The following is an 18751-nucleotide window of genomic DNA, read 5'->3' as shown; positions in this document are numbered from 1 at the left end:
CGCCCGTGACCGAAACAACAAAACAATTACCTGCCCCGATTGCCAAAGAACCGCTCGCCCGACAGAAAGTCTGGCCGGTCTGGGTTATCGCCTTAGTTGCACTGGCCTGTGTTGCCGCGCTGGCGCTGTGGAACTGGCAACAGTGGAACGATAACCAGGCAACCATACAATTGCTGAAAGGCTTACAGCAGGACACTGCACAGCTTGAGAGCCTTTATGGCGACAGGGGAACCCAACAGAGCCAACGTTTGCAGGCTCTGGAAGATAAACTTGCATCCCAGCGCGAACTGATCGCCACCCAGCAGCGGCAAATTGATCACACTGCCCGCGAATTACTCGAAGCCGGCAACCGCACCCGCACCGACTGGTTACTGGCAGAGGCAGAGTACTTACTGCGCATAGCCAACCAGCGCCTGCTGATTGAAAAAGACATTCGCGGCGCGCTGTCTGCCCTTGAAGCTGCAGACGAAGTGCTGACCGAATCCGACGATGTTGGCGTGTACCCTGTTCGTCAGCAACTGGCCCGGGAAATCCTGGCACTTAAAGGCATTTCCAGTGTCGACAGAACCGGCCTCTATCTCACTCTTGAAGCCGCAATCGACAGCGTACACCAGCTAACCGATCAAGCCCTTATCAGCGAGCAAGCCCCGGGATTTGTTGGCAATGCCCAGTCGGAGGAAGGTCCCGGAGAGGGCGGCGAGCCCGGCCTTCTACTCAGAGCCTGGAAAAAGATCAAATCCACCCTGATGCAAGTGGTTGTGGTTCGTCGCCTGGACGAATCCGTCAAGCCACTGCTGTCGCCAGACCAAAGTGCTTACGCACGGCTGAACCTGCAACTTATGCTTGAAGAAGCCGAGATGGCCGTCCTCAGAGGCAACCAGACACTCTATGAGCGCTCTCTAACCAAGGCACAAGCTGCTGTTGAGGATTGGTACGACGGAAGCAACCCACGAGTAAGCGCCTTGACCAACACTCTTGGTGAACTGAAAGCGCGTAACGTTGCTCCGGACTTGCCAGACATAAGCAAATCTCTGGGACTGCTCAAAGAGCGGCTGGCAGGTCGGCTAAACAAAGGCAGTGATTCATGATTCGCCTGCTTCTGATTGTTCTGTTTGCCCTGCTCATCGGCACCGCACTTTCACTCGGGCTGCAATACGACCTGGGTTACATTCGCATCAGCCTTGGGAACTATCTGGTAGAAACCAATTTCTGGGTTGGGCTTGTACTCATCGTGGTTGTGGTTGCCCTGATCGTACTCACCACAAACCTGATTCGCCGCATGCGGCAAGGCACAGGGCTTGTCGCCAACTGGGTTTCCCGCGGCAAAGAGCGTCGGGCCCGCAGGCGCACGACTCAGGGCCTGCTGGCTCTTGCTGAAGGGAACTGGCCACGGGCCCGCAAGATGCTGACCTCAGCCGCCAGCCACGCAGACACACCCCTTATCAACTATCTGGCAGCAGCCCAGGCAGCGTTTGAGAGTGGCGACCATGAAGCCGTAGATGAACTGCTGCGAAAAGCATTTGAAAGCACTCCAGGGTCGGACATGGCTGTGGGCATCACCCAGGCTCAGCTACAGCTTGCAGGGAACCGACTGGAGCAGGCGCTGGCAACACTGGTGCGTCTGCGTAAACAGTCGCCACACCACCCTTTCGTTCTGAAGCTACTGAAAACCACCTATCTTCGCCTCGAAGATTGGCGCGAACTCTCGAAACTGCTACCCGAGTTGCGCAAACGTAGTGTACTTCCGGAGTCCGAACTCGGAGAACTTGAACGACAGGTATGGCACAACCTGCTGGAAAAGGCCGCTGAAGACTGCCGTCGGCAACAACAACAAGATCCCAACACATCACTTGAGCCGCTCACCCGTCTTTGGGATGAACTGCCGGGCTTTTTGCGCAGAGACGAAAAAACCATTGCTGATTACGCTCGCTTACTGGCTGATCTTGGCGACGAAGCCCAAACCGAAACCCTGCTGCGCAAAGTTCTGCACAACCACTGGAGCGATGACCTGGTCAATCTTTATGGCCGGGTAGAAGGGCGCAAGCCCGACGAACAGCTTCTGACCGCCGAGCAGTGGCTAAAAGATCGCCCCAGCAATGCAGAACTGCTGCTGGCACTGGGCCGGCTGAGCTTGAGAAATGAGTTGTGGGGCAAAGCCCGGGAATATTTTGAGACCAGTTTGAAGCTACGCCGCAGCCGCGACACTCTGGCAGAACTTAGCCGGCTGAGCGCTCATATGGGCGACGAAGAAATGAGCATCAAGCTTATGATGCAAGGGCTGGCGACCGACAACGGGCTACCAGAACTGCCCATGCCCCGAGCCTGAACGACCGCACCCTTCTTCTGCCTGCCCGGAGCACTTCAATTGCGAGGCGCATACTCCAGCACATCAGAAAAGAATGCCGTTGGTGGGAGCCCCGCTTCCACCAGCGCGTCCATCAAGGTGTAAACCATCGTGGGTGAACCACTGGCGTGCACTTCCGCATTACCCAGATCCGTGCCAGACGCCAGCACAGCACGCACCAGCTGGTCGTGGTGTCCGCCCCATTCGCTGTCTTCATCATCACCCACCACAGGCTGAAAGCTGAAGGCGGACCACTCTTTCTCCCACTGACGAGCCATGGACCTGAGGTACATATCCTCATGGCGACGCACGCCCCAGAACAGCTTTACCGGCTGGGTAGAAGATGTGCCGCGCAAATAATCCACCAGGCTTTTCATCTGTGCGAACCCTGTACCGGCCGCAACCAGCAGCAATGGTTTTTCAGGGGCGCAGGCCAGGCAGGCTTTACCATGGGGTAATTCCACAGTGATCGTTTCACCAGAGGCTAGCGCATCGATGACCTTCTGTGCGGACAGCCACTCAGGGGAAGCCTGGATGTGCAGCTCAATGTTCTGCTCTGCCGGACTGCTGGCAATGGAGAAATAGCAGGGTTCAGCATCCGGCAAATTGATCGACAAGTACTGGCCGGCGTGAAAAGACAACTCTCGCCGCCTGGGCAACTGAAGCTCAACCCGATACACGTCGTGGCTTATAGAGCTCAGGTTCACGACGTTTGCCTGAAACTTTCGGGGCTGGTTCTGTCCTGCTGCCATAACGGCATTAATCTCCAATTCAAGATGGTCGAGCGCGGCAGTTCTGCACATCATCAGTCGCGCACCGACCGGCATAATCTGTTGGCTTCGGGTATTCAGAGCGGAGCCACCGAGCAAATGGGCTTCACAAAGTTCGCAAACACCATTTCTACAGGCATGGGGAACAGCAATACCGGCTTTGGCCGCAGCACTCAGCAAATCTTCATCGGCACTTGCCGCGTAGCGAATGCTCGATGGCTCAAGACTCACATTCCACTGCCTGCTACCCATATCAGTCGGGGCAGTTAGCCGGAGTTTCAATGCCCAGGCTTCCCCATAGCTCGTCCACACGCTGTTTCACAGCATCAGTCATGGCAATAGGCTCCCCCCACTCGCGGGTGGTTTCTCCGGGCCATTTGTTGGTGGCGTCCATGCCCATTTTTGAGCCAAGGCCAGATACAGGCGAGGCAAAGTCCAGGTAATCAATGGGCGTATTTTCGACCAGTGTGGTGTCGCGAATAGGATCCATACGGGTAGTCATGGCCCAAATCACATCTTCCCAATTACGGGCATCCACATCGTCATCGGTCACGATGACAAACTTGGTGTACATAAACTGGCGCAGGAACGACCATACCCCCATCATCACGCGCTTCGCATGGCCTGGGTACTGCTTCTTCATGGTCACTACTGCAAGACGGTAGGAACAGCCTTCCGGCGGCAAATAGAAATCCACGATCTCCGGAAACTGCTTTTGCAATATGGGGATAAATACTTCGTTCAGCGCCACACCCAGAATCGCCGGCTCATCGGGCGGCCTGCCCGTATAGGTACTGTGGTATATCGGGTCTTTGCGGTGGGTAATCCGCTCAACGGTGAACACCGGGAACTCGTCTACTTCGTTGTAATAACCGGTATGGTCCCCAAATGGGCCTTCCGGGGCGTTGTCATCCGGGTAAATAAAGCCTTCCAGAACTATTTCGGCACTGGCTGGCACCTGCAAATCACTGAGGCCGCACTGCACCAGCTCGGTCCGACTACCCCGCAACAAGCCTGCAAACGCATACTCGGAAAGAGAATCAGGAACAGGCGTCACAGCACCCAGAATGGTTGCCGGGTCGGCGCCAAGGGCGACGGCAACGGGATAAGGTTTGCCAGGGTTCTGTTTCTGGAACTCCTGAAAATCCAATGCACCACCACGATGGCTCAACCAGCGCATAATGAGTCGGTTACGGCCAATCACCTGCTGCCGGTAAATCCCCAGATTCTGCCGTTCTTTGTGGGGCCCACGGGTAATCACCAGCGGCCATGTCACCAGCGGCCCGGCATCCCCAGGCCAGCAATGCTGTACCGGGATTTGGTAAAGGTCGACTTTATCTTTTTCTATGACCACTTCCTGACAGGGCGCTGACCTGAGCACTTTGGGGCTCATGCGCATTACTTGCCGTAGCAGTGGCAGTTTTTCGATGGCGTCTTTGAATCCCTTGGGGGGATCAGGCTCTTTCAGGTAGGCCAGCAGTTTGCCGACTTCCCGGAGCGCAGTTACGTCTTCTTGCCCCATGCCCAGCGCCACTCTTCGGGTAGTGCCAAAGAGGTTGGCAAGCACAGGGATGTCGTAGCCTTTGGGGTTTTCGAACAACAACGCAGGACCACCTGCCCGCAGCGTGCGGTCGCAGATTTCGGTCATTTCCAAATGGGGGTCTACTTCAACTGAGATGCGTTTCAGCTCGCCCAGCTTCTCCAACTGGTCAATGAAGTCCCGCAGATCGTTGTATTTCATCGTTGGCTCCGGTTAGTTCCGGCAATATACGTGGGTTCAAAGAGATTGGTTCTGACTGAGTGCAAGAACAGGATGTGCGCGCACAAAGCTTGATCGGCAGTACCGGGGACACCCTCCCCGGACCGTGCATTGCCAGGGATGGCAATGCCGAGCCCCCAGGGATGGGTTTACGGCGTGTCCGGGGAGGGTGTCCCCGGTACTGCCAACCCCAAAATCCAGAGGCGCAGAGTTTCCAACTATTACCGGCGCTTCATCGACTGGAAGAACTCGTCGTTGGTCTTGGACTCTTTGAGCTTGTCCAGCAAGAACTCGATGGCCGCAGTGTCGTCGTCCATGGAGTGCAGCAGCTTACGCAGAATCCACACACGCTGAATATCCGCCTCGGTCATCAGCAGGTCTTCACGGCGCGTGCCGGAGCTGCGGATATTGATGGCAGGATACACACGCTTTTCAGCAATTTTGCGGTCCAGGTGAATCTCCATGTTGCCTGTACCCTTGAACTCCTCGTAGATCACTTCGTCCATTTTGGAACCCGTGTTCACCAGAGCCGTTGCAAGAATTGTCAGGCTGCCACCTTCTTCCACATTACGGGCCGCACCGAAGAAGCGCTTGGGCTTTTCCAGAGCGTGGGCATCTACACCACCGGTCAACACCTTGCCTGAGGATGGAATAACTGTGTTGTAGGCGCGAGCAAGACGAGTGATGGAATCCAGAAGAATTACCACGTCCTTTTTGTGCTCGACCAGACGCTTGGCCTTCTCGATGACCATTTCAGCAACCTGAACGTGACGCGCAGGTGGCTCATCAAAGGTGGAAGCAATCACTTCGCCGCGCACCGTGCGCTGCATTTCGGTAACTTCTTCCGGGCGCTCATCAATCAACAGAACAATGATGTGACACTCAGGATGATTACGCGCAATAGACTGGGCAATACTCTGCATCAGCAGGGTTTTACCAGCCTTGGGTGGCGATACAATCAAACCTCGCTGGCCTTTACCGATAGGCGCAACCAGATCCAACACGCGGGAGGACAGATCCTCGGTGCTACCGTTACCGGTTTCCAGTTGCATGCGCTCGTCAGGAAACAGCGGTGTCAGGTTTTCAAACAGGATCTTGTTACGGGCGTTGTCCGGCTTGTCGAAGTTGATCTCGCTAACCTTCAACAGGGCAAAGTAACGCTCACCATCCTTCGGTGGGCGGATTTTGCCGGCAACAGTATCACCGGTGCGCAGGTTGAAGCGGCGGATCTGGCTTGGGGAGACGTAAATGTCGTCTGGTCCCGCCAGGTAGGAGGCATCGGCAGAGCGAAGAAAGCCGAAACCGTCCTGCAGAATTTCCAGTACGCCGTCGCCAGATATGTCTTCGCCGCTTTTCGCATGCTTCTTCAATATAGTGAAGATAACATCCTGTTTCCGCGAACGTGCCAGGTTATCGAGGCCCATCTCTTGCGCGATTTCGAGCAATTCGGGCATGGAGTTCTGCTTGAGTTCAGTAAGATTCATAGGTTATTAGATTTTCAGGAATGGAATTAAACGGAAGTTGGTATGACAGGGGCGCCCCTGAACTGATTGTGTAATTCATTGTCGAAACAGATGCTGGCCAGATGAAACAACCGGTGCGAATGAAAGCCGGAAAAAAACAGAAGCCAGTATAGAGTGGGTACAAACGTTCGTAGGGCGAGACCGATAATCATCTACCTTGCTGGCCAATGTCAAGGCCACTGTCCAAATTAAAGCCAATTTTTCGGACGAAATGCCTTCACGCACCGCCCTGAGCCTCCCCCTGATGGGTTACTCCCTTCCATTCACCGCTTCTGAAAGGGATACTGGCAGTCAATATTTTTCCTGTGATTTTCGGAGCAGATTCTCATGAGTAGTGAACTCACCAGCAAACTCAAACCTCTCAATATCGCGATTCTTACAGTCTCCGATACCCGCGGGTTTGATGAAGATTCCTCCGGTCAGTTTCTTGAAGACAGTGTTGTTGAGGCCGGGCACAAGCTGATATCAAGGCGCATACTGCCAGATGACATCTACCTGGTTCGGGCGGCTATGTCGTCCTGGATTGCAGATGCGGATGTTCACGTGGTGATCATCACCGGTGGCACCGGATTTTACGAGCGTGACAGCACCCCGGAAGCGGTTGCTCCACTGCTGGACAAGCGTATTGAAGGATTTGGCGAAGAGTTCCGGCGCCTCTCGGCATCTGAAATCGGCTCCTCGACGATCCAATCCAGAGCTTTTGGCGGCCTTGCGAATCACACGGCTATTTTCTGCTTGCCCGGTTCCACTGGAGCCTGTCGCACGGGCTGGAATGGCATTCTGAGCTCCCAACTCGACAGTCGCCACGGCCCCTGCAACTTTTCATCACTGGTCGGCCGTAAACCAGAGCGCGCTATTGAGCGCCTCCAGGAAGTCATTGGTAATCGCGCCGAACGCTAATCTGAACACGGAGAGAAAACCATGGCAGGCAATCTGACACCGGTTGATGAGGCTATCGCTCACCTACTGAGCAAAGCGCCGGTGATTACGGAAACCGAGCTTTTGCCCCTCACAGAGAGCCTGGGCAGAATACTGGCACAGGATTATCGAGTGCCGGCGGATGTGCCGCCAGCGGATAACAGTGCGGTAGACGGCTACGCTCTGCGGGCTGAGGATTATGTGCAAGGGCAGGCTATTTCAGTATCTGACCGCATCCCCGCTGGCTCAGCTCCCAGCCCTCTGCAACCCGGGACTGCTGTTCGCATCTTCACCGGCTCCGAAATTCCAGCTGGTGCGGACACAGTTGTCATGCAGGAGCGGGTCGAGGTTACAGATAGTGGCATTCTCATCGACGGTGAAGTAAAGGCAGACCAGAATATACGCAGGCGTGGCCAGGATCTGGCCCAAGGCAGCCTGGGCCTGGAACAAGGCATTAAGATCCGACCCCAGGAAATGGGTCTCCTGGCCTCCATCGGTGTCGCCGAAGTAACTGTGGTGAAAAAACTGCGGGTGGCGATTCTGTCAACAGGTGATGAACTTGTAGAGCCGGGGCTTCCCCTGGGCCCAGGCCAGATTTACAACTCCAACCGCTTCACCCTACTCGGTCTTTTGGCAGAAGCCGGCTGTGAGGTGGTGCTGTGCGAAACCCTCCGGGATACTCGCTCTGCTACCCGGGAAACCCTAGAACGCGCAGCTGCAGCGTCGGATCTCGTTATTACGAGTGGCGGTGTCTCTGTCGGTGAGGAAGACCACGTGCGAGCCGTGCTGGAAGAATCCGGCCAACTGTCTCTGTGGCGTATGGCGATCAAACCTGGCAAGCCGCTGGCATTTGGCTCGATCAAAGGTACGCCTGTATTCGGCCTGCCAGGAAACCCGGCTTCAGTGCTGGTGACCTTTATGATGGTGGGGATGCCTTACATCCGTACCTGCCAGGGGCGTCTGCAAATTCACCCGGTGGGTCAGCAGGTACCTGCTGCATTTAATATTACTTCACCCTCGGCGCGCAGAGAGTTCTTGCGTGCGCGTACAGAATCCGTTGACGGCAAAGTTCAGATCGCCGCGTATGCAAATCAGAGTTCTGGCATGTTGAGCTCTGCCTGCTGGTCCGCTGGGCTTGCGGTGGTTCCGGAACACGCCTTGGTTGCAGAGGGCGACTTGCTGACTTATTACCCATTCACTGAATTGTTGAGCTGACATGACTGACCAGACCCTGACCGTTCGTTTTTTTGCCCGCCTCCGGGAAGAGTTGGGCACTGAACAACTCACGCTGCCGGCAGAAAAGAATCAGACAGCTGGCGACCTGCTTGCAGTGCTGGCAAGCCGCGGCGGTCCCTGGGCACAACTGCAAGGCAACCAGCCGGTGATGATTGCAATCAATCAGGCTATGGCTAAGCCCGCCGCAGCCGTGAAGGCCGGCGATGAGGTTGCTTTTTTCCCACCGGTAACCGGGGGTTAATATGATAAGCATCCAGACTGACGATTTTGATGCTGGATCTGAATATGCCGCACTGCGCGACAGTGGCGCGGGCACTGGAGCTATTGCTACGTTTACCGGGCTAGTGCGGGACCACGGCGACACACCGGATGTATCGGGGTTGTTTCTGGAGCACTACCCGGGCATGACAGAACAGGTGATTGCCGGCCTTATTGAAGAAGCCTCCCTGCGCTGGGATGTGCGTAAAGCGCGGGTAATTCATCGGGTTGGCAGGCTGTTACTGCAGGAGCAAATTGTGTTCGTCGGTGTGTGTAGCGCTCACAGGGCAGATGCATTTGCAGCTTGCGAGTTTATTATGGATGCCCTGAAAACTTCGGCGCCTTTCTGGAAAAAAGAGCTTGCTGAGGCTGGCGAACATTGGGTAGAGCAAAAAGCTTCAGATGTTGCTCGTGGTGAGGCTTGGGACAAGTAGTCCCGAACCTCGCTCAAGCCAGACAGATACAATAACGGATAACCCCCGCATCCTCTTCCCGAACCCATTCGATCCTGTGGCCTGCGATATCGCACAGCGCCTGCAAATCCTTGCGCGCCGTGGGATCATCCGCAAGGAATTCGACCAGTGTCCCGCAAGACAAACCCTGAACCCGCTTTTTAAAGCGTAAAACAGGAAGGGGGCACACCAAACCGATAGCATCGATTTGGTGTACTTCTGATCGCTCAGTCAAGGCGCACGCTCGTTGCGCTGCTGCCCTGCTCAGCCGATGACCACCCAAACTGACCGAGCACCATCGGGGCAGCGGTGGCAATCAACAGCGAGGCGACAAATGCAGAAATCATAACCTTCACGACGCTTCTCCTTTACTTTGCTTGGCCTCCACCTCAGCCACCCACAAATCGTGATGCTGGCGCGCCCATTCCACATCAACCTGGCCGCTACCCATCGCGTCGAATGCACCTTCCATGCCTACGGTACCAATGTAGATGTGAGCAATAATGGCTAGCATCATTGCGAATGCCACGACCGAGTGCCAGATGTTGGCAAACTGCATCTCTTCATGCGGTGTCAGAACCGTAGCGAACTCTGTCCCCAGGACACTGTTTATCACACCAAAGGTATCGGCAAACATGGGTAACTGAAATGGGAACAGCAACGACAGGCCCGTCAGTGAAACCGAGAAACCCAGCACCATAACGGTCCAGAAAACAATTTTCTGCCCAGCGTTGAATTTCTTTGCAGAAGGGTGGGTTTTGGTGAAAATACCGCCGCCCGCCTTGATCCACTGCCAATCAAGCTTGTCAGGAATATTGTGAGCTACCCACATAACAAACGTCATCACCAGACCAATCATAAAGGCCCAGGAAATATTGTTGTGAACCCACTTGGAGCCAGCGGCCAAAGTTGCAAATACCTCGGGGCCCAGTACAGGGATCAGGAAGCTCCGCCCCATCAAAGTGATGAGCCCGGTTATAGCCAGCGCAATAAATGAGCCCGCCAATAACCAGTGGCCAAACCGTTCGACAGCTTTGAATCGCTGAATCGTGGTACCTGCAGGGCCGCCATCGATCATGATTTTGCCGCGAATAAAGTAAAACACCACAAGCAAGGCAAGAAAACACAAAAGCGCGCCGCCACCATAATTGATGACAGGCCCTTCGCGAAGCTTCAGCCAGGTCATGCCACCATCCTGGATCATAACGTCAGCTGCAGGCCCTCGAGCCTGTGTGCGGGCGTCAAAATTGTTATAGCGAATGGCACGATATGTGTCTGACCTGGAAACCCCGCCGCGCGTACCTAAATGATCGCTGATCGGCGCCGCATTGGCCGGGTTACCCAGATTTTCAGACCGGAAAGCCCCGTCAACTTTCAGCTTCTGCTGACGAGCCATAATATCTTCCAGGGTTTGAGCACCCCCGGTTGCAGAGCGGTCAATCCCCGGGCTCTCTTGTGCCCAGGCATGACCGAACGAAAGCGTCACCAATACCAGAAAGGCGGCGCCCAATAATTTTATATTCATCAGAGCACTCCAGCGAAAGCCACAAGAAGAAGTTCGTGCCTCAAGAAGTTCCAGGGCCCTTTCGGGCCCTGAACACTCAGGCCAGTTTATGCACCCTTCTTCTCATAGGCTGTGCCCCATCCCCAGGCGCCGGAGCCAAAACCACGGCTCACGACACGCTGGCGATAGATGTCCGCCACCTCGTTACCGTCACCGGCCAGCAGGGCTTTGGTCGAACACATTTCCGCGCAGAGGGGAAGTTTGCCCTCGGCAATACGGTTGCTTCCGTACTTGGCGAACTCGGCTGCCGAATTGTCTTCTTCAGGACCGCCTGCACAGAAGGTGCATTTATCCATCTTGCCCCGGCTGCCGAAATTACCCGCTTGCGGGAATTGAGGCGCACCAAAGGGGCATGCGTAGAAGCAATACCCACAACCGATACAAAGATCCTTGGAGTGCAAAACAATTCCGTCTTCGGTCTGGTAGAAGCAGTCAACCGGGCAGACAGCCATACAAGGCGCGTCTGAGCAGTGCATGCAGGCAACCGAGATCGAACGCTCGCCCGGCTTACCATCTTCGATGGTTACCACGCGTCGACGGTTAATACCCCAAGGGACTTCATTCTCATTCTTACAGGCCGTTACGCAGGCATTACATTCGATGCAGCGTTCGGCGTCGCAAAGGAATTTTGCGCGTGCTTGTCCTTCAAGTGCCATGGTCTACACCTCTTGTTATGCCGGCATGATCGAACACAGGGTGGCTTTGGTCTCTTGCATCTGCGTGACCGAGTCATACCCGTATGTTTGAACAACGTTTGTAGATTCACCCAGAACGTAGGGGTCAGCGCCTTTGGGATACTTATCCCTCAGGGATTTACCCTCCAGGTGTCCGCCGAAGTGGAACGGCATGAACGCTACGCCTTCGCCGACACGCTCAGTTACCAAGGCCTTGACCTTGATACGACCGCCCTCCGGCCCGGATACCCAAACGTCGTTACCATCACGAATGTTCAGGTTATTCGCATCACGCGGATTCACCTCAATGAACATGTCCTGTTGCAATTCGGCCAGCCATGGGTTGGAGCGCGTCTCATCGCCACCACCTTCGTACTCGACCAGTCGGCCGGAAGTCAGAATGATGGGGAAGTCCTTACTGAAGTCCTTCTTCTGAATGGACTCATACAAGGTCGGCACGCGCCAGAACGTCTTGTCCTCATAGGTTGGATAGTCAGCCACCAGGTCGCGACGTGTTGTGTACAGTGGCTCGCGATGCACCGGCACCGGATCCGGGAAGTTCCAGACCACGGTGCGCGCTTTGGCATTACCGAAAGGCGCACATTCGTGCTTGATGGCCACGCGCTGGATACCGCCAGACAAGTCGGTCTTCCAGTTGGTTTCAGGACCGGCCACAGCATCAATGCTGGCCCGCTCTTCAGCGGTCAGATCACCGTCCCAACCCAGATCCATCAACATCTGCATGGTGAACTCGGGATAGCCGTCCTTGATGCCCGAATTTTTCGAGTAAACGCCTTCAGCCAGCAGGCTCTCACCGTTGCGCTCTACACCAAACCGGGCGCGGAAAGTGAGGCCACCCTCGGACACCGGCAGGGACATATCGTAAAGGTTCGGTGTTCCCGGATGATTCATCTCTGCTGTACCCCAGCATGGCCAGGGCAAACCATAGATATCCCCATCACAAGGCCCACCATTTGCACGGAGGGTGGTCCTGTCGAAGTGATGCTGGTACTTCATGTGCTTCTTGAGACGCTCAGGCGATTGGCCTGTGTAGCCGATGGTCCACATGCCACGGTTGAATTCACGAGTGATGTCTTCAATAACTGGCTCATCACCTTCAATCGCAATGTTACGAAACAGGCGATCGGTGAACCCGAACTTGTCTGCAAACAGCTTTATGATTTCGTGATCAACCTTCGAGTCGAACAGTGGTTCAACCACTTTTTCGCGCCACTGGAGCGAGCGGTTGGATGCGGTTACAGAACCACGGGTCTCGAACTGAGTAGTTGTTGGAAGCAGGTAGGCGCCGTCTTTGCGATCGTGCAACACCGCTGAAACGGTCGGGAAAGGGTCCACTACAACCAGCAGGTCGAGCTTCTCCATAGCCTCCTTCATTTCCAGCATACGAGTCTGTGAGTTTGGCGCATGGCCCCAGAGCACCATGGCCCGGGTGTTGTCCGGCTGCTCGAGGTTTTCCTTTGCCTCCAGAACACCGTCGATCCAGCGAGACACCGGAATACCCTTCTCGTTCATCATGGCTCTGGATTTGCCGTTTTTGTCCCACACAGCAAATCGGCCTTTCAGCCAATCCTTATCTTCTTCCCAGACTCGCGCCCAGTGGGCCCAGGCACCAGCGCTCAGGCCGTAATAGCCAGGTAAGGTGTCGGCCAGTACACCAACATCGGTGGCGCCCTGAACGTTATCGTGACCGCGAAAAATGTTAGTGCCGCCGCCAGAAGTGCCCATGTTGCCCAATGCCAACTGCAGAATGCAGTAAGCACGCGTGTTGTTATTACCGTTACTGTGCTGGGTACCACCCATACACCAGATCACTGTGCCAGGGCGGTTATTAGCCAGGGTGCGGGCTACACGCTCAAGCTGCGCGCCCCGGACGCCAGTAACGCGTTCAACCTCTTCCGGATCCCAGCGTTTCACTTCTTTGCGGATTTCGTCCATACCCCAGACGCGGGTGCGGATAAACTCTCTGTCTTCCCACTTATTCTCGAAGATGTGCCAGAGGAGACCCCAGACCAACGCCACGTCTGAACCAGGGCGGAAACGCACAAACTCATCAGCATGAGCTGCGGTACGTGTGAAGCGCGGGTCGCAAACGATCAGCGGTGCGTTGTTTTCTTCCTTAGCTTTCAGGATATGCAGCAACGACACAGGGTGCGCTTCGGCGGGATTACCCCCAATGATGAAAATCGCTTTCGATTTGTGAATATCATTGTAGGAGTTGGTCATCGCGCCGTAACCCCAGGTATTGGCTACGCCGGCGACCGTTGTCGAGTGGCAAATCCGGGCCTGGTGATCAACGTTATTGGTGCCCCAGTACGCCGCGAATTTGCGGAAAAGATAGGCTTGCTCATTATTGAACTTGGCGCTGCCAAGCCAGTAGACAGAGTCGGGTCCGCTTTCCTCGCGGATCTGAAGCATCTTGTCGCCAATTTCGTTGATTGCCTGGTCCCAGGGAATTTTCTGCCACTGGCCATTGACCATTTTCATGGGGGACTTGAGGCGGCGTTCGCCATGGGCATGCTCACGCACTGAAGCACCTTTCGCACAGTGTGCACCCAAATTGAAGGGGCTGTCCCAGCCAGGTTCCTGACCGATCCATACGCCACTTTGAACTTCAGCTTCGACGGTGCAGCCTACCGAGCAGTGCGTACATACCGATTTTTTACGAACGACTTCGCTGCCACTGGTCGATGGAGCTGCAGCTTCAACTCTCCCCGACGTCAGCGATAAAGCCGCCATGCCACCCACCGCAACACCGGAAGCCGTCAAGAATTGACGGCGATCCAACGTCTTCGCAGCGAGAGATGAAAGCAAAGAGCCTGCACGGGAGCGTTTCGCTACCCCGTTGGTCTTCTTCCTTAACATGTCTCTTACCTCTCTCTTTATTATTCTCGTTTTCTCTGGAGGTGTGGTCATTCAAGAGCATCACGCAACCTTGAATGATTCACGCATCCTTAAAAGCGAGCCGATTCGAAATACTTACGTGTGTGTTCAGTGCTACGCAGGCCGCGGCTTTTCGGTACGTTTTGGTTAACGACCTCGGCTGCGGCATTCGGTGCAACCGCCATTGCAACGGCAGCCGGAGCTGCAACTGCTGCCATTTTCAGGAAATGGCGACGGCTGTTTTCACGCTTCGGGTTGTCCATAGGACACCTCCCCACGGGTTAAGGAATCGCTCAGATTCCGGTTACTGAATTGCAAAAGCATCTGCTTCTATAGCCATAAAGGCCCGCCCGAGCGAGCCCACAGGACCATAGAAGATGGCGCTTTGCGCTTCTTCCAAATCCGTAAAAAATAGTTCCGCCCACTTTGCCAGGTGTGCGTCAAAAAAAGCTTTTTGCGATGGCAGGTCACTGTCGCAGGGAAACTCGCCGGTAATGATACCGGCCATGATTTCGCACAGGGTTCCGATATGATCTTCAGGCTCTTTTACATCGCTGCGGGCTTTGATACCCCTTGCCATGAGGTCAGCACGCAGTTCCGCAAGCGGCTTTTCGTTCAAAAAGCCAGTCAGATAGTAACTGGTGTAAGGAAGTAATTCACCGCGGCCAAGCCCGACAAAAAGATTATTGTACTCACGTTCAGCGTCATAGGGATTTGTCCGCTCCGCAAGCACTGCCAGGTTTTTGGAAGCCCCGCCCAAAGGGGTGTCATCACCCTGCAATGACGCCAACCCTTTCAGTAGCTCACTCGAGGGTGGGCCGGAAAGCAAAACCCCAAGCAACTGATAAATCTGAGCGCGGGCACGATCTTCATCAGTTATCGAACGCGGGCACTGTATTTCTGCAGTGTTAGTCAAATCGTGTTCCTTTAATTTTTATCTGCAATCTGCACTATCAGTCTAGTACACACAATGAGCTAGTGGAGAATTTTGCTGTAGCTCGCCAATAACTGAAATCTTTGCCGTTAATCGTCGAAACGCATTCGGGGCCGAAAGCGTGGCGTTTGACTCTCATCCAATTGATTCGGTTCGTTTTTCACCTGTCGCGCCACAGCAACCTCTGATTGAGCAGAAGCGTTCCCGGTTTCAAGGCGAACGTCTGGCTTAGGGGGTTTGACAACCTCTGGAGGTCTGACATTATCCACAATGCCAGCCGGCTCTTCAGCCTGATCCTCAATTGATTCGTCGGCTTTTTTGGCTCTATCGATGAACCCCTGTCCAACCTTGTACAGGGTCTTCGCGCCTTTTATCGTAGGACCTGATGCAGTGAAGTCTTCATCGTAATCATTAAGGCCATCCAGCACCGCAAGCACAGGGTTGGATTTCCATAGCGCCCGGAGGGCTTTGCGACGCAAGAGATCGGGGATTTCTTTTCGCATGAATCCGGTGATGTCGGTGCCCAGCTTGATGGCGTCCGGGTCTGGCAATCCGTACTTCGCAAGCACTTCATGCTCTGGCAGGGCCTCATTGATAGCGAGTTCCTGCGCCTCTGGTGATGGCTCGGTTGCAACGACCGGAGTAGCCGAAGACTCCGGTTGCCTGGCAGCTTCTGCTTTTTGACGCGACCAACGCTGTAAACGTGACTCGGCCATTACTGAAGCCTCGGTTTTTTGATGTTGGCAGGTGCGCGATAGACATCACTCTGCTGACGGATACGTGGATCGCCTTTCGCATCTTCAGACCCATCAACACGAACCTCGTCTCGGCGGCGTTTCTTGAAAGGCTCCTCTATATAGTGCATGTCGACAAACTCCATAATCCAGGCCGCAAGAGACTCTGGAATGGGAACTGCTTCGACAATACTTTCGCCACTATCGAGAGAATCCAGCGCTTCATGGGCACTGGCGGTGACGGTACTGACAACCCAGCCAGATGGCGATTGGCTCGTGACATCCCTGTCCATTACGATCCACACAGAAGGAGTCGCCATATTCAGGGATACCAGGTAACCCTCAACATCGGCGCGAAACAGCTCCATCGTGACTGTGCCAGCGTGATAATCGACCACTTCCCCTTCGCGCACCAGCTCCTTCCAGAAGGCTTCCGGCGCACCCGGGATCACAGCTACCGGTTTCCAGATCTCTCGCACCCAGCGCGTCACCCCCGGTGACCTGCGAACAACGGCGCCTACCTGTAATTCGCGTCTCCAATGACCTGTCCGACTACTCATGGCAATTCTCATTGTTTTCTTGTAAGCCCAAAATAGCAGGGCCCCAGCGATTATCCAACTGTCCAAAAGTAAATGGCTGTGGCATGCTCGATTAGCAAATTCGGTGAGAGCATGTAAAAAACAACGAGAGAGTCAAACTCCTGATGACGGCATACAAGACCCTACTTTTATGTAGTTGTGACAAGACACAGTCTTTTGATCCAAAGGCACTTCAGAAGGCCGCCGCTGCGACGCAGGTGATTGCAGTGGATCAACTGTGTGGCACAGAATTAGGCGTCGCCGCTGAACATCTCGGTGCAGACAATGAGGTGCTCATTGCATGCAGCCAGCAGTCAGCCCTGTTCGAACGCCTGTCTGAAGACCTGTTCGCCGAACATAATCATGCCGCGCCTTTCCATACTATTGATATCAGGGACAGAGCCGGCTGGAGCGCCTCCAATGCAAAGCCAGAGCGCCAGCATGCCAAGCAGGCCGCTCTGATTGCCGCTGCCCAACTGCCGTCGCCCATAGCACCGTCGAAAACCATTGAGTCCAACGGCATCTGCTGCATTGTCGGCCCCACCGAGCAGGCCATCAGAATGGCCGAACTGGTTCAGGACGAGCTGGGAGTTACCTGCATTGTTAATGATGCCGGTCCGATTCAACTGCCCTCCGCGGCTTACGATGTTGCAAAGGGTCAACTGACGAGCGCCTACGGCGCACTTGGCAATTTCAAACTGGAGTTTGCCCGCTTGCAAACCCTGAACCCGGCCGGGCGGGGTGAATTGGGTTATGGCCAAACAAAGCCTACCGCCCGCAGCGAATGCGATGTATTTATCGACCTGAGGGGCGGTGCCCCGGCATTTCCGAGTCATGAGAAACGCAACGGCTATTTCTGGGCTGACCCTAAGAAGACTGGCGAACTGGAGCGCATAGCCCTGACAGCCCGGGAACGGGTTGGTGAATTCGAAAAGACCGTATATTTCAGATTGGAAGAATCCCTGTGCGCCCACTCCCGGGCCAGCAAACCCGGTTGTACACGCTGCCTGGATGTGTGCTGCACAGAAGCCATTTTTTCTGCAGGCGACCATATCCAGATCGATTCGGATATTTGCGCCGGCTGCGGAGCCTGCGCTGCCGTTTGCCCCACTTCCGCAATTACCATGAACGAAACCTCATTCGAGGCGATCACCAAGGTCGCGGAGGTGATGGCAAAGGTCTATCGGGAACATACCAGCGAATCTCCGCGACTGGTGTTTCATTCCCTGGATGCTGGAACAGAAGCCATTGCCAACCTGGCGCGATACGATGACGGGCTGGCAGATGACCTGCTGCCGATTGGGCTGGAGCATATAGACCGGATTGGCCATGCTGAAATAATGGCGGCATTCGGCGCCGGCTATGCCGAGGTGCTCATCCTGGCGGACAACGAACTGGATGAGCGGATGGTGGCTGCGGAAGTCGAACTGGCCCAGGCGCTGCTTCAGGGCACTCACAACTCGCCAAGCCGGGCACGGGTTATCTCCGCAATTGAACTTTGTGATGCCGGTGCCAATGCGGGGCGGGTGAGTGATCCTGTATTGCTGGTCGGCGGTCGCCGTGACATCACGCGAGTGACGGTCGCAGCCATGTCAGACAAAATTGAAGAGCCGATTCCGCTCCCGGCGGGCGCACCTTATGGAGCAATCGAAATTGATTCGGATAAGTGCACGCTCTGTCTGGCCTGCGTATCACTGTGCCCGACCGGCGCACTTGGCGATCACGGGGGCCGCCCGGAGGTTCAGTTTACGGAAAACGCCTGTGTTCAGTGTGGTATCTGCGACAGCACCTGCCCGGAAACGGCTATTACCCTGCAGCCCCGGCTGGATGTGTCCAAGGCAGCATTGAGCGCCCGGGTTTTGCACGGAGAAGATCCTTTCGAGTGCATTAAATGTGGCACTCCATTTGGCGTTGCAAGCACCATCAACCGAATCATCGAGAAGCTGGAAAACCAGCACTGGATGTACAAGAACTCTGACAATGTCCAGCTCATCAAGATGTGTGACGACTGCCGGGTCAAGGCTCAGTTCCATGGAGACAGCGCTCCCATGGCGGGCGGTGAGCGGCCGCGAATCCGAACCAGCGATGACTATCTGGACAGTTGAT

The 18751-nt window shown here is 55.1% G+C and carries 19 protein-coding genes; 7 read left to right on the top strand and 12 right to left on the bottom strand.

Annotated elements, in window-relative coordinates; all coding sequences use genetic code 11:
* Positions 1–5 precede the first annotated feature (5 nt).
* Positions 6–1088, top strand: a complete 1083-nt coding sequence (locus FE848_RS12245; protein ID WP_200203301.1) for a uroporphyrinogen-III C-methyltransferase — start codon at positions 6–8, stop codon at positions 1086–1088.
* Complete coding sequence (locus tag FE848_RS12240) at positions 1085–2326, top strand: heme biosynthesis HemY N-terminal domain-containing protein (protein ID WP_200203299.1); 1242 nt, start codon at positions 1085–1087, stop codon at positions 2324–2326. Before FE848_RS12245 ends, FE848_RS12240 begins: the two co-directional genes overlap by 4 nt.
* Before the next feature lie 35 nt (positions 2327–2361).
* Here FE848_RS12240 and FE848_RS12235 read toward each other — a convergent pair whose 3' ends face one another.
* The 3 genes from FE848_RS12235 to rho form a co-directional block, all read right to left on the bottom strand.
* Positions 2362–3366, bottom strand: coding sequence for a 2Fe-2S iron-sulfur cluster-binding protein (locus FE848_RS12235; protein WP_200203645.1), 1005 nt, complete (start codon positions 3364–3366; stop codon positions 2362–2364).
* 1 nt (position 3367) lies between these two features.
* Entirely contained in the window at positions 3368–4855 is a 1488-nt protein-coding gene (gene ubiD / locus FE848_RS12230) for a 4-hydroxy-3-polyprenylbenzoate decarboxylase (protein ID WP_200203297.1), read from the bottom strand.
* Between the two features lie 239 nt (positions 4856–5094).
* Complete coding sequence (gene rho / locus FE848_RS12225; protein ID WP_200203295.1) at positions 5095–6357, bottom strand: transcription termination factor Rho; 1263 nt, start codon at positions 6355–6357, stop codon at positions 5095–5097.
* A gap of 366 nt (positions 6358–6723) precedes the next feature.
* Here rho and moaB point away from each other — a divergent pair, with 366 nt between their 5' ends.
* The 4 genes from moaB to FE848_RS12205 are packed head-to-tail and all read left to right on the top strand — an operon-like array spanning position 6724 to position 9242.
* Complete coding sequence (moaB, locus tag FE848_RS12220; RefSeq protein ID WP_200203293.1) at positions 6724–7296, top strand: molybdenum cofactor biosynthesis protein B; 573 nt, start codon at positions 6724–6726, stop codon at positions 7294–7296.
* A gap of 21 nt (positions 7297–7317) precedes the next feature.
* Positions 7318–8529 carry a gephyrin-like molybdotransferase Glp gene (glp, locus tag FE848_RS12215; protein WP_200203291.1) on the top strand — a complete coding sequence of 404 codons (1212 nt, stop codon included), beginning with the start codon at positions 7318–7320 and terminating at the stop codon, positions 8527–8529.
* Between the two features lies 1 nt (position 8530).
* A complete protein-coding gene (moaD, locus tag FE848_RS12210; RefSeq protein WP_200203289.1) occupies positions 8531–8791 on the top strand; it encodes a molybdopterin converting factor subunit 1 in 261 nt (86 codons plus the stop codon).
* Position 8792: 1 nt separating this feature from the next.
* Positions 8793–9242: a molybdenum cofactor biosynthesis protein MoaE gene (locus FE848_RS12205; RefSeq protein WP_200203287.1), complete on the top strand. Its 450-nt coding sequence runs from the start codon at positions 8793–8795 to the stop codon at positions 9240–9242.
* 13 nt (positions 9243–9255) lie between these two features.
* On the opposite strand, the gene FE848_RS12200 is transcribed toward FE848_RS12205, so the two are convergent.
* The 9 genes from FE848_RS12200 to FE848_RS12165 all read right to left on the bottom strand — a co-directional run bounded on the left by FE848_RS12200 (position 9256) and on the right by FE848_RS12165 (position 16627).
* A complete protein-coding gene (locus FE848_RS12200; RefSeq protein ID WP_200203285.1) occupies positions 9256–9495 on the bottom strand; it encodes a sulfurtransferase TusA family protein in 240 nt (79 codons plus the stop codon).
* Positions 9488–9616, bottom strand: a complete 129-nt coding sequence (locus FE848_RS18885; RefSeq protein WP_265091936.1) for a hypothetical protein — start codon at positions 9614–9616, stop codon at positions 9488–9490. Before FE848_RS18885 ends, FE848_RS12200 begins: the two co-directional genes overlap by 8 nt.
* On the bottom strand, positions 9613–10785 hold the full coding sequence (locus FE848_RS12195; RefSeq protein WP_200203283.1) for a formate dehydrogenase subunit gamma: 1173 nt from the start codon (positions 10783–10785) through the stop codon (positions 9613–9615). Before FE848_RS12195 ends, FE848_RS18885 begins: the two co-directional genes overlap by 4 nt.
* An 86-nt stretch (positions 10786–10871) precedes the next feature.
* Complete coding sequence (gene fdh3B, locus FE848_RS12190; RefSeq protein ID WP_200203280.1) at positions 10872–11480, bottom strand: formate dehydrogenase FDH3 subunit beta; 609 nt, start codon at positions 11478–11480, stop codon at positions 10872–10874.
* A 15-nt stretch (positions 11481–11495) separates the two neighbouring features.
* Positions 11496–14381: a molybdopterin-dependent oxidoreductase gene (locus tag FE848_RS12185; protein ID WP_227715321.1), complete on the bottom strand. Its 2886-nt coding sequence runs from the start codon at positions 14379–14381 to the stop codon at positions 11496–11498.
* Between the two features lie 89 nt (positions 14382–14470).
* Positions 14471–14662 (bottom strand): twin-arginine translocation signal domain-containing protein, encoded by a 192-nt coding sequence (locus FE848_RS12180; RefSeq protein WP_200203278.1) that lies wholly within the window; start codon positions 14660–14662, stop codon positions 14471–14473.
* Positions 14663–14703: 41 nt separating this feature from the next.
* Entirely contained in the window at positions 14704–15315 is a 612-nt protein-coding gene (locus tag FE848_RS12175) for a molecular chaperone (RefSeq protein ID WP_200203276.1), read from the bottom strand.
* Between the two features lie 107 nt (positions 15316–15422).
* Positions 15423–16049, bottom strand: coding sequence for a DUF3306 domain-containing protein (locus FE848_RS12170; protein ID WP_200203274.1), 627 nt, complete (start codon positions 16047–16049; stop codon positions 15423–15425).
* A complete protein-coding gene (locus tag FE848_RS12165) occupies positions 16049–16627 on the bottom strand; it encodes a DUF3305 domain-containing protein (RefSeq protein ID WP_200203272.1) in 579 nt (192 codons plus the stop codon). Before FE848_RS12165 ends, FE848_RS12170 begins: the two co-directional genes overlap by 1 nt.
* Before the next feature lie 245 nt (positions 16628–16872).
* Here FE848_RS12165 and FE848_RS12160 point away from each other — a divergent pair, with 245 nt between their 5' ends.
* Entirely contained in the window at positions 16873–18750 is a 1878-nt protein-coding gene (locus FE848_RS12160; protein ID WP_310965304.1) for a 4Fe-4S binding protein, read from the top strand.
* Position 18751 lies beyond the last annotated feature (1 nt).

This window comes from Marinobacter sp. 1-3A (genome assembly GCF_016597775.1).
In the GTDB taxonomy this organism is placed as follows: Bacteria; Pseudomonadota; Gammaproteobacteria; order Pseudomonadales; family Oleiphilaceae; genus Marinobacter; species Marinobacter xiaoshiensis.
The sequence above is the reverse complement of the archived record's forward strand: the minus strand, read 5'-3'. Positions and strand labels throughout refer to the sequence as shown.

Bases quoted from the DNA above. Each gene is read 5' to 3' on its own strand.
- FE848_RS12240 (WP_200203299.1), top strand. From the start codon at position 1,085: ATGATTCGCCTGCTTCTGATTGTTCTGTTTGCCCTGCTCATCGGCACC.
- FE848_RS12235 (WP_200203645.1), bottom strand. From the start codon at position 3,366: ATGGGTAGCAGGCAGTGGAATGTGAGTCTTGAGCCATCGAGCATTCGC.
- ubiD (WP_200203297.1), bottom strand. From the start codon at position 4,855: ATGAAATACAACGATCTGCGGGACTTCATTGACCAGTTGGAGAAGCTG.
- rho (WP_200203295.1), bottom strand. From the start codon at position 6,357: ATGAATCTTACTGAACTCAAGCAGAACTCCATGCCCGAATTGCTCGAA.
- moaB (WP_200203293.1), top strand. From the start codon at position 6,724: ATGAGTAGTGAACTCACCAGCAAACTCAAACCTCTCAATATCGCGATT.
- glp (WP_200203291.1), top strand. From the start codon at position 7,318: ATGGCAGGCAATCTGACACCGGTTGATGAGGCTATCGCTCACCTACTG.
- moaD (WP_200203289.1), top strand. From the start codon at position 8,531: ATGACTGACCAGACCCTGACCGTTCGTTTTTTTGCCCGCCTCCGGGAA.
- FE848_RS12205 (WP_200203287.1), top strand. From the start codon at position 8,793: ATGATAAGCATCCAGACTGACGATTTTGATGCTGGATCTGAATATGCC.
- FE848_RS12195 (WP_200203283.1), bottom strand. From the start codon at position 10,785: ATGAATATAAAATTATTGGGCGCCGCCTTTCTGGTATTGGTGACGCTT.
- fdh3B (WP_200203280.1), bottom strand. From the start codon at position 11,480: ATGGCACTTGAAGGACAAGCACGCGCAAAATTCCTTTGCGACGCCGAA.
- FE848_RS12185 (WP_227715321.1), bottom strand. From the start codon at position 14,381: ATGTTAAGGAAGAAGACCAACGGGGTAGCGAAACGCTCCCGTGCAGGC.
- FE848_RS12180 (WP_200203278.1), bottom strand. From the start codon at position 14,662: ATGGACAACCCGAAGCGTGAAAACAGCCGTCGCCATTTCCTGAAAATG.
- FE848_RS12170 (WP_200203274.1), bottom strand. From the start codon at position 16,049: ATGGCCGAGTCACGTTTACAGCGTTGGTCGCGTCAAAAAGCAGAAGCT.
- FE848_RS12165 (WP_200203272.1), bottom strand. From the start codon at position 16,627: ATGAGTAGTCGGACAGGTCATTGGAGACGCGAATTACAGGTAGGCGCC.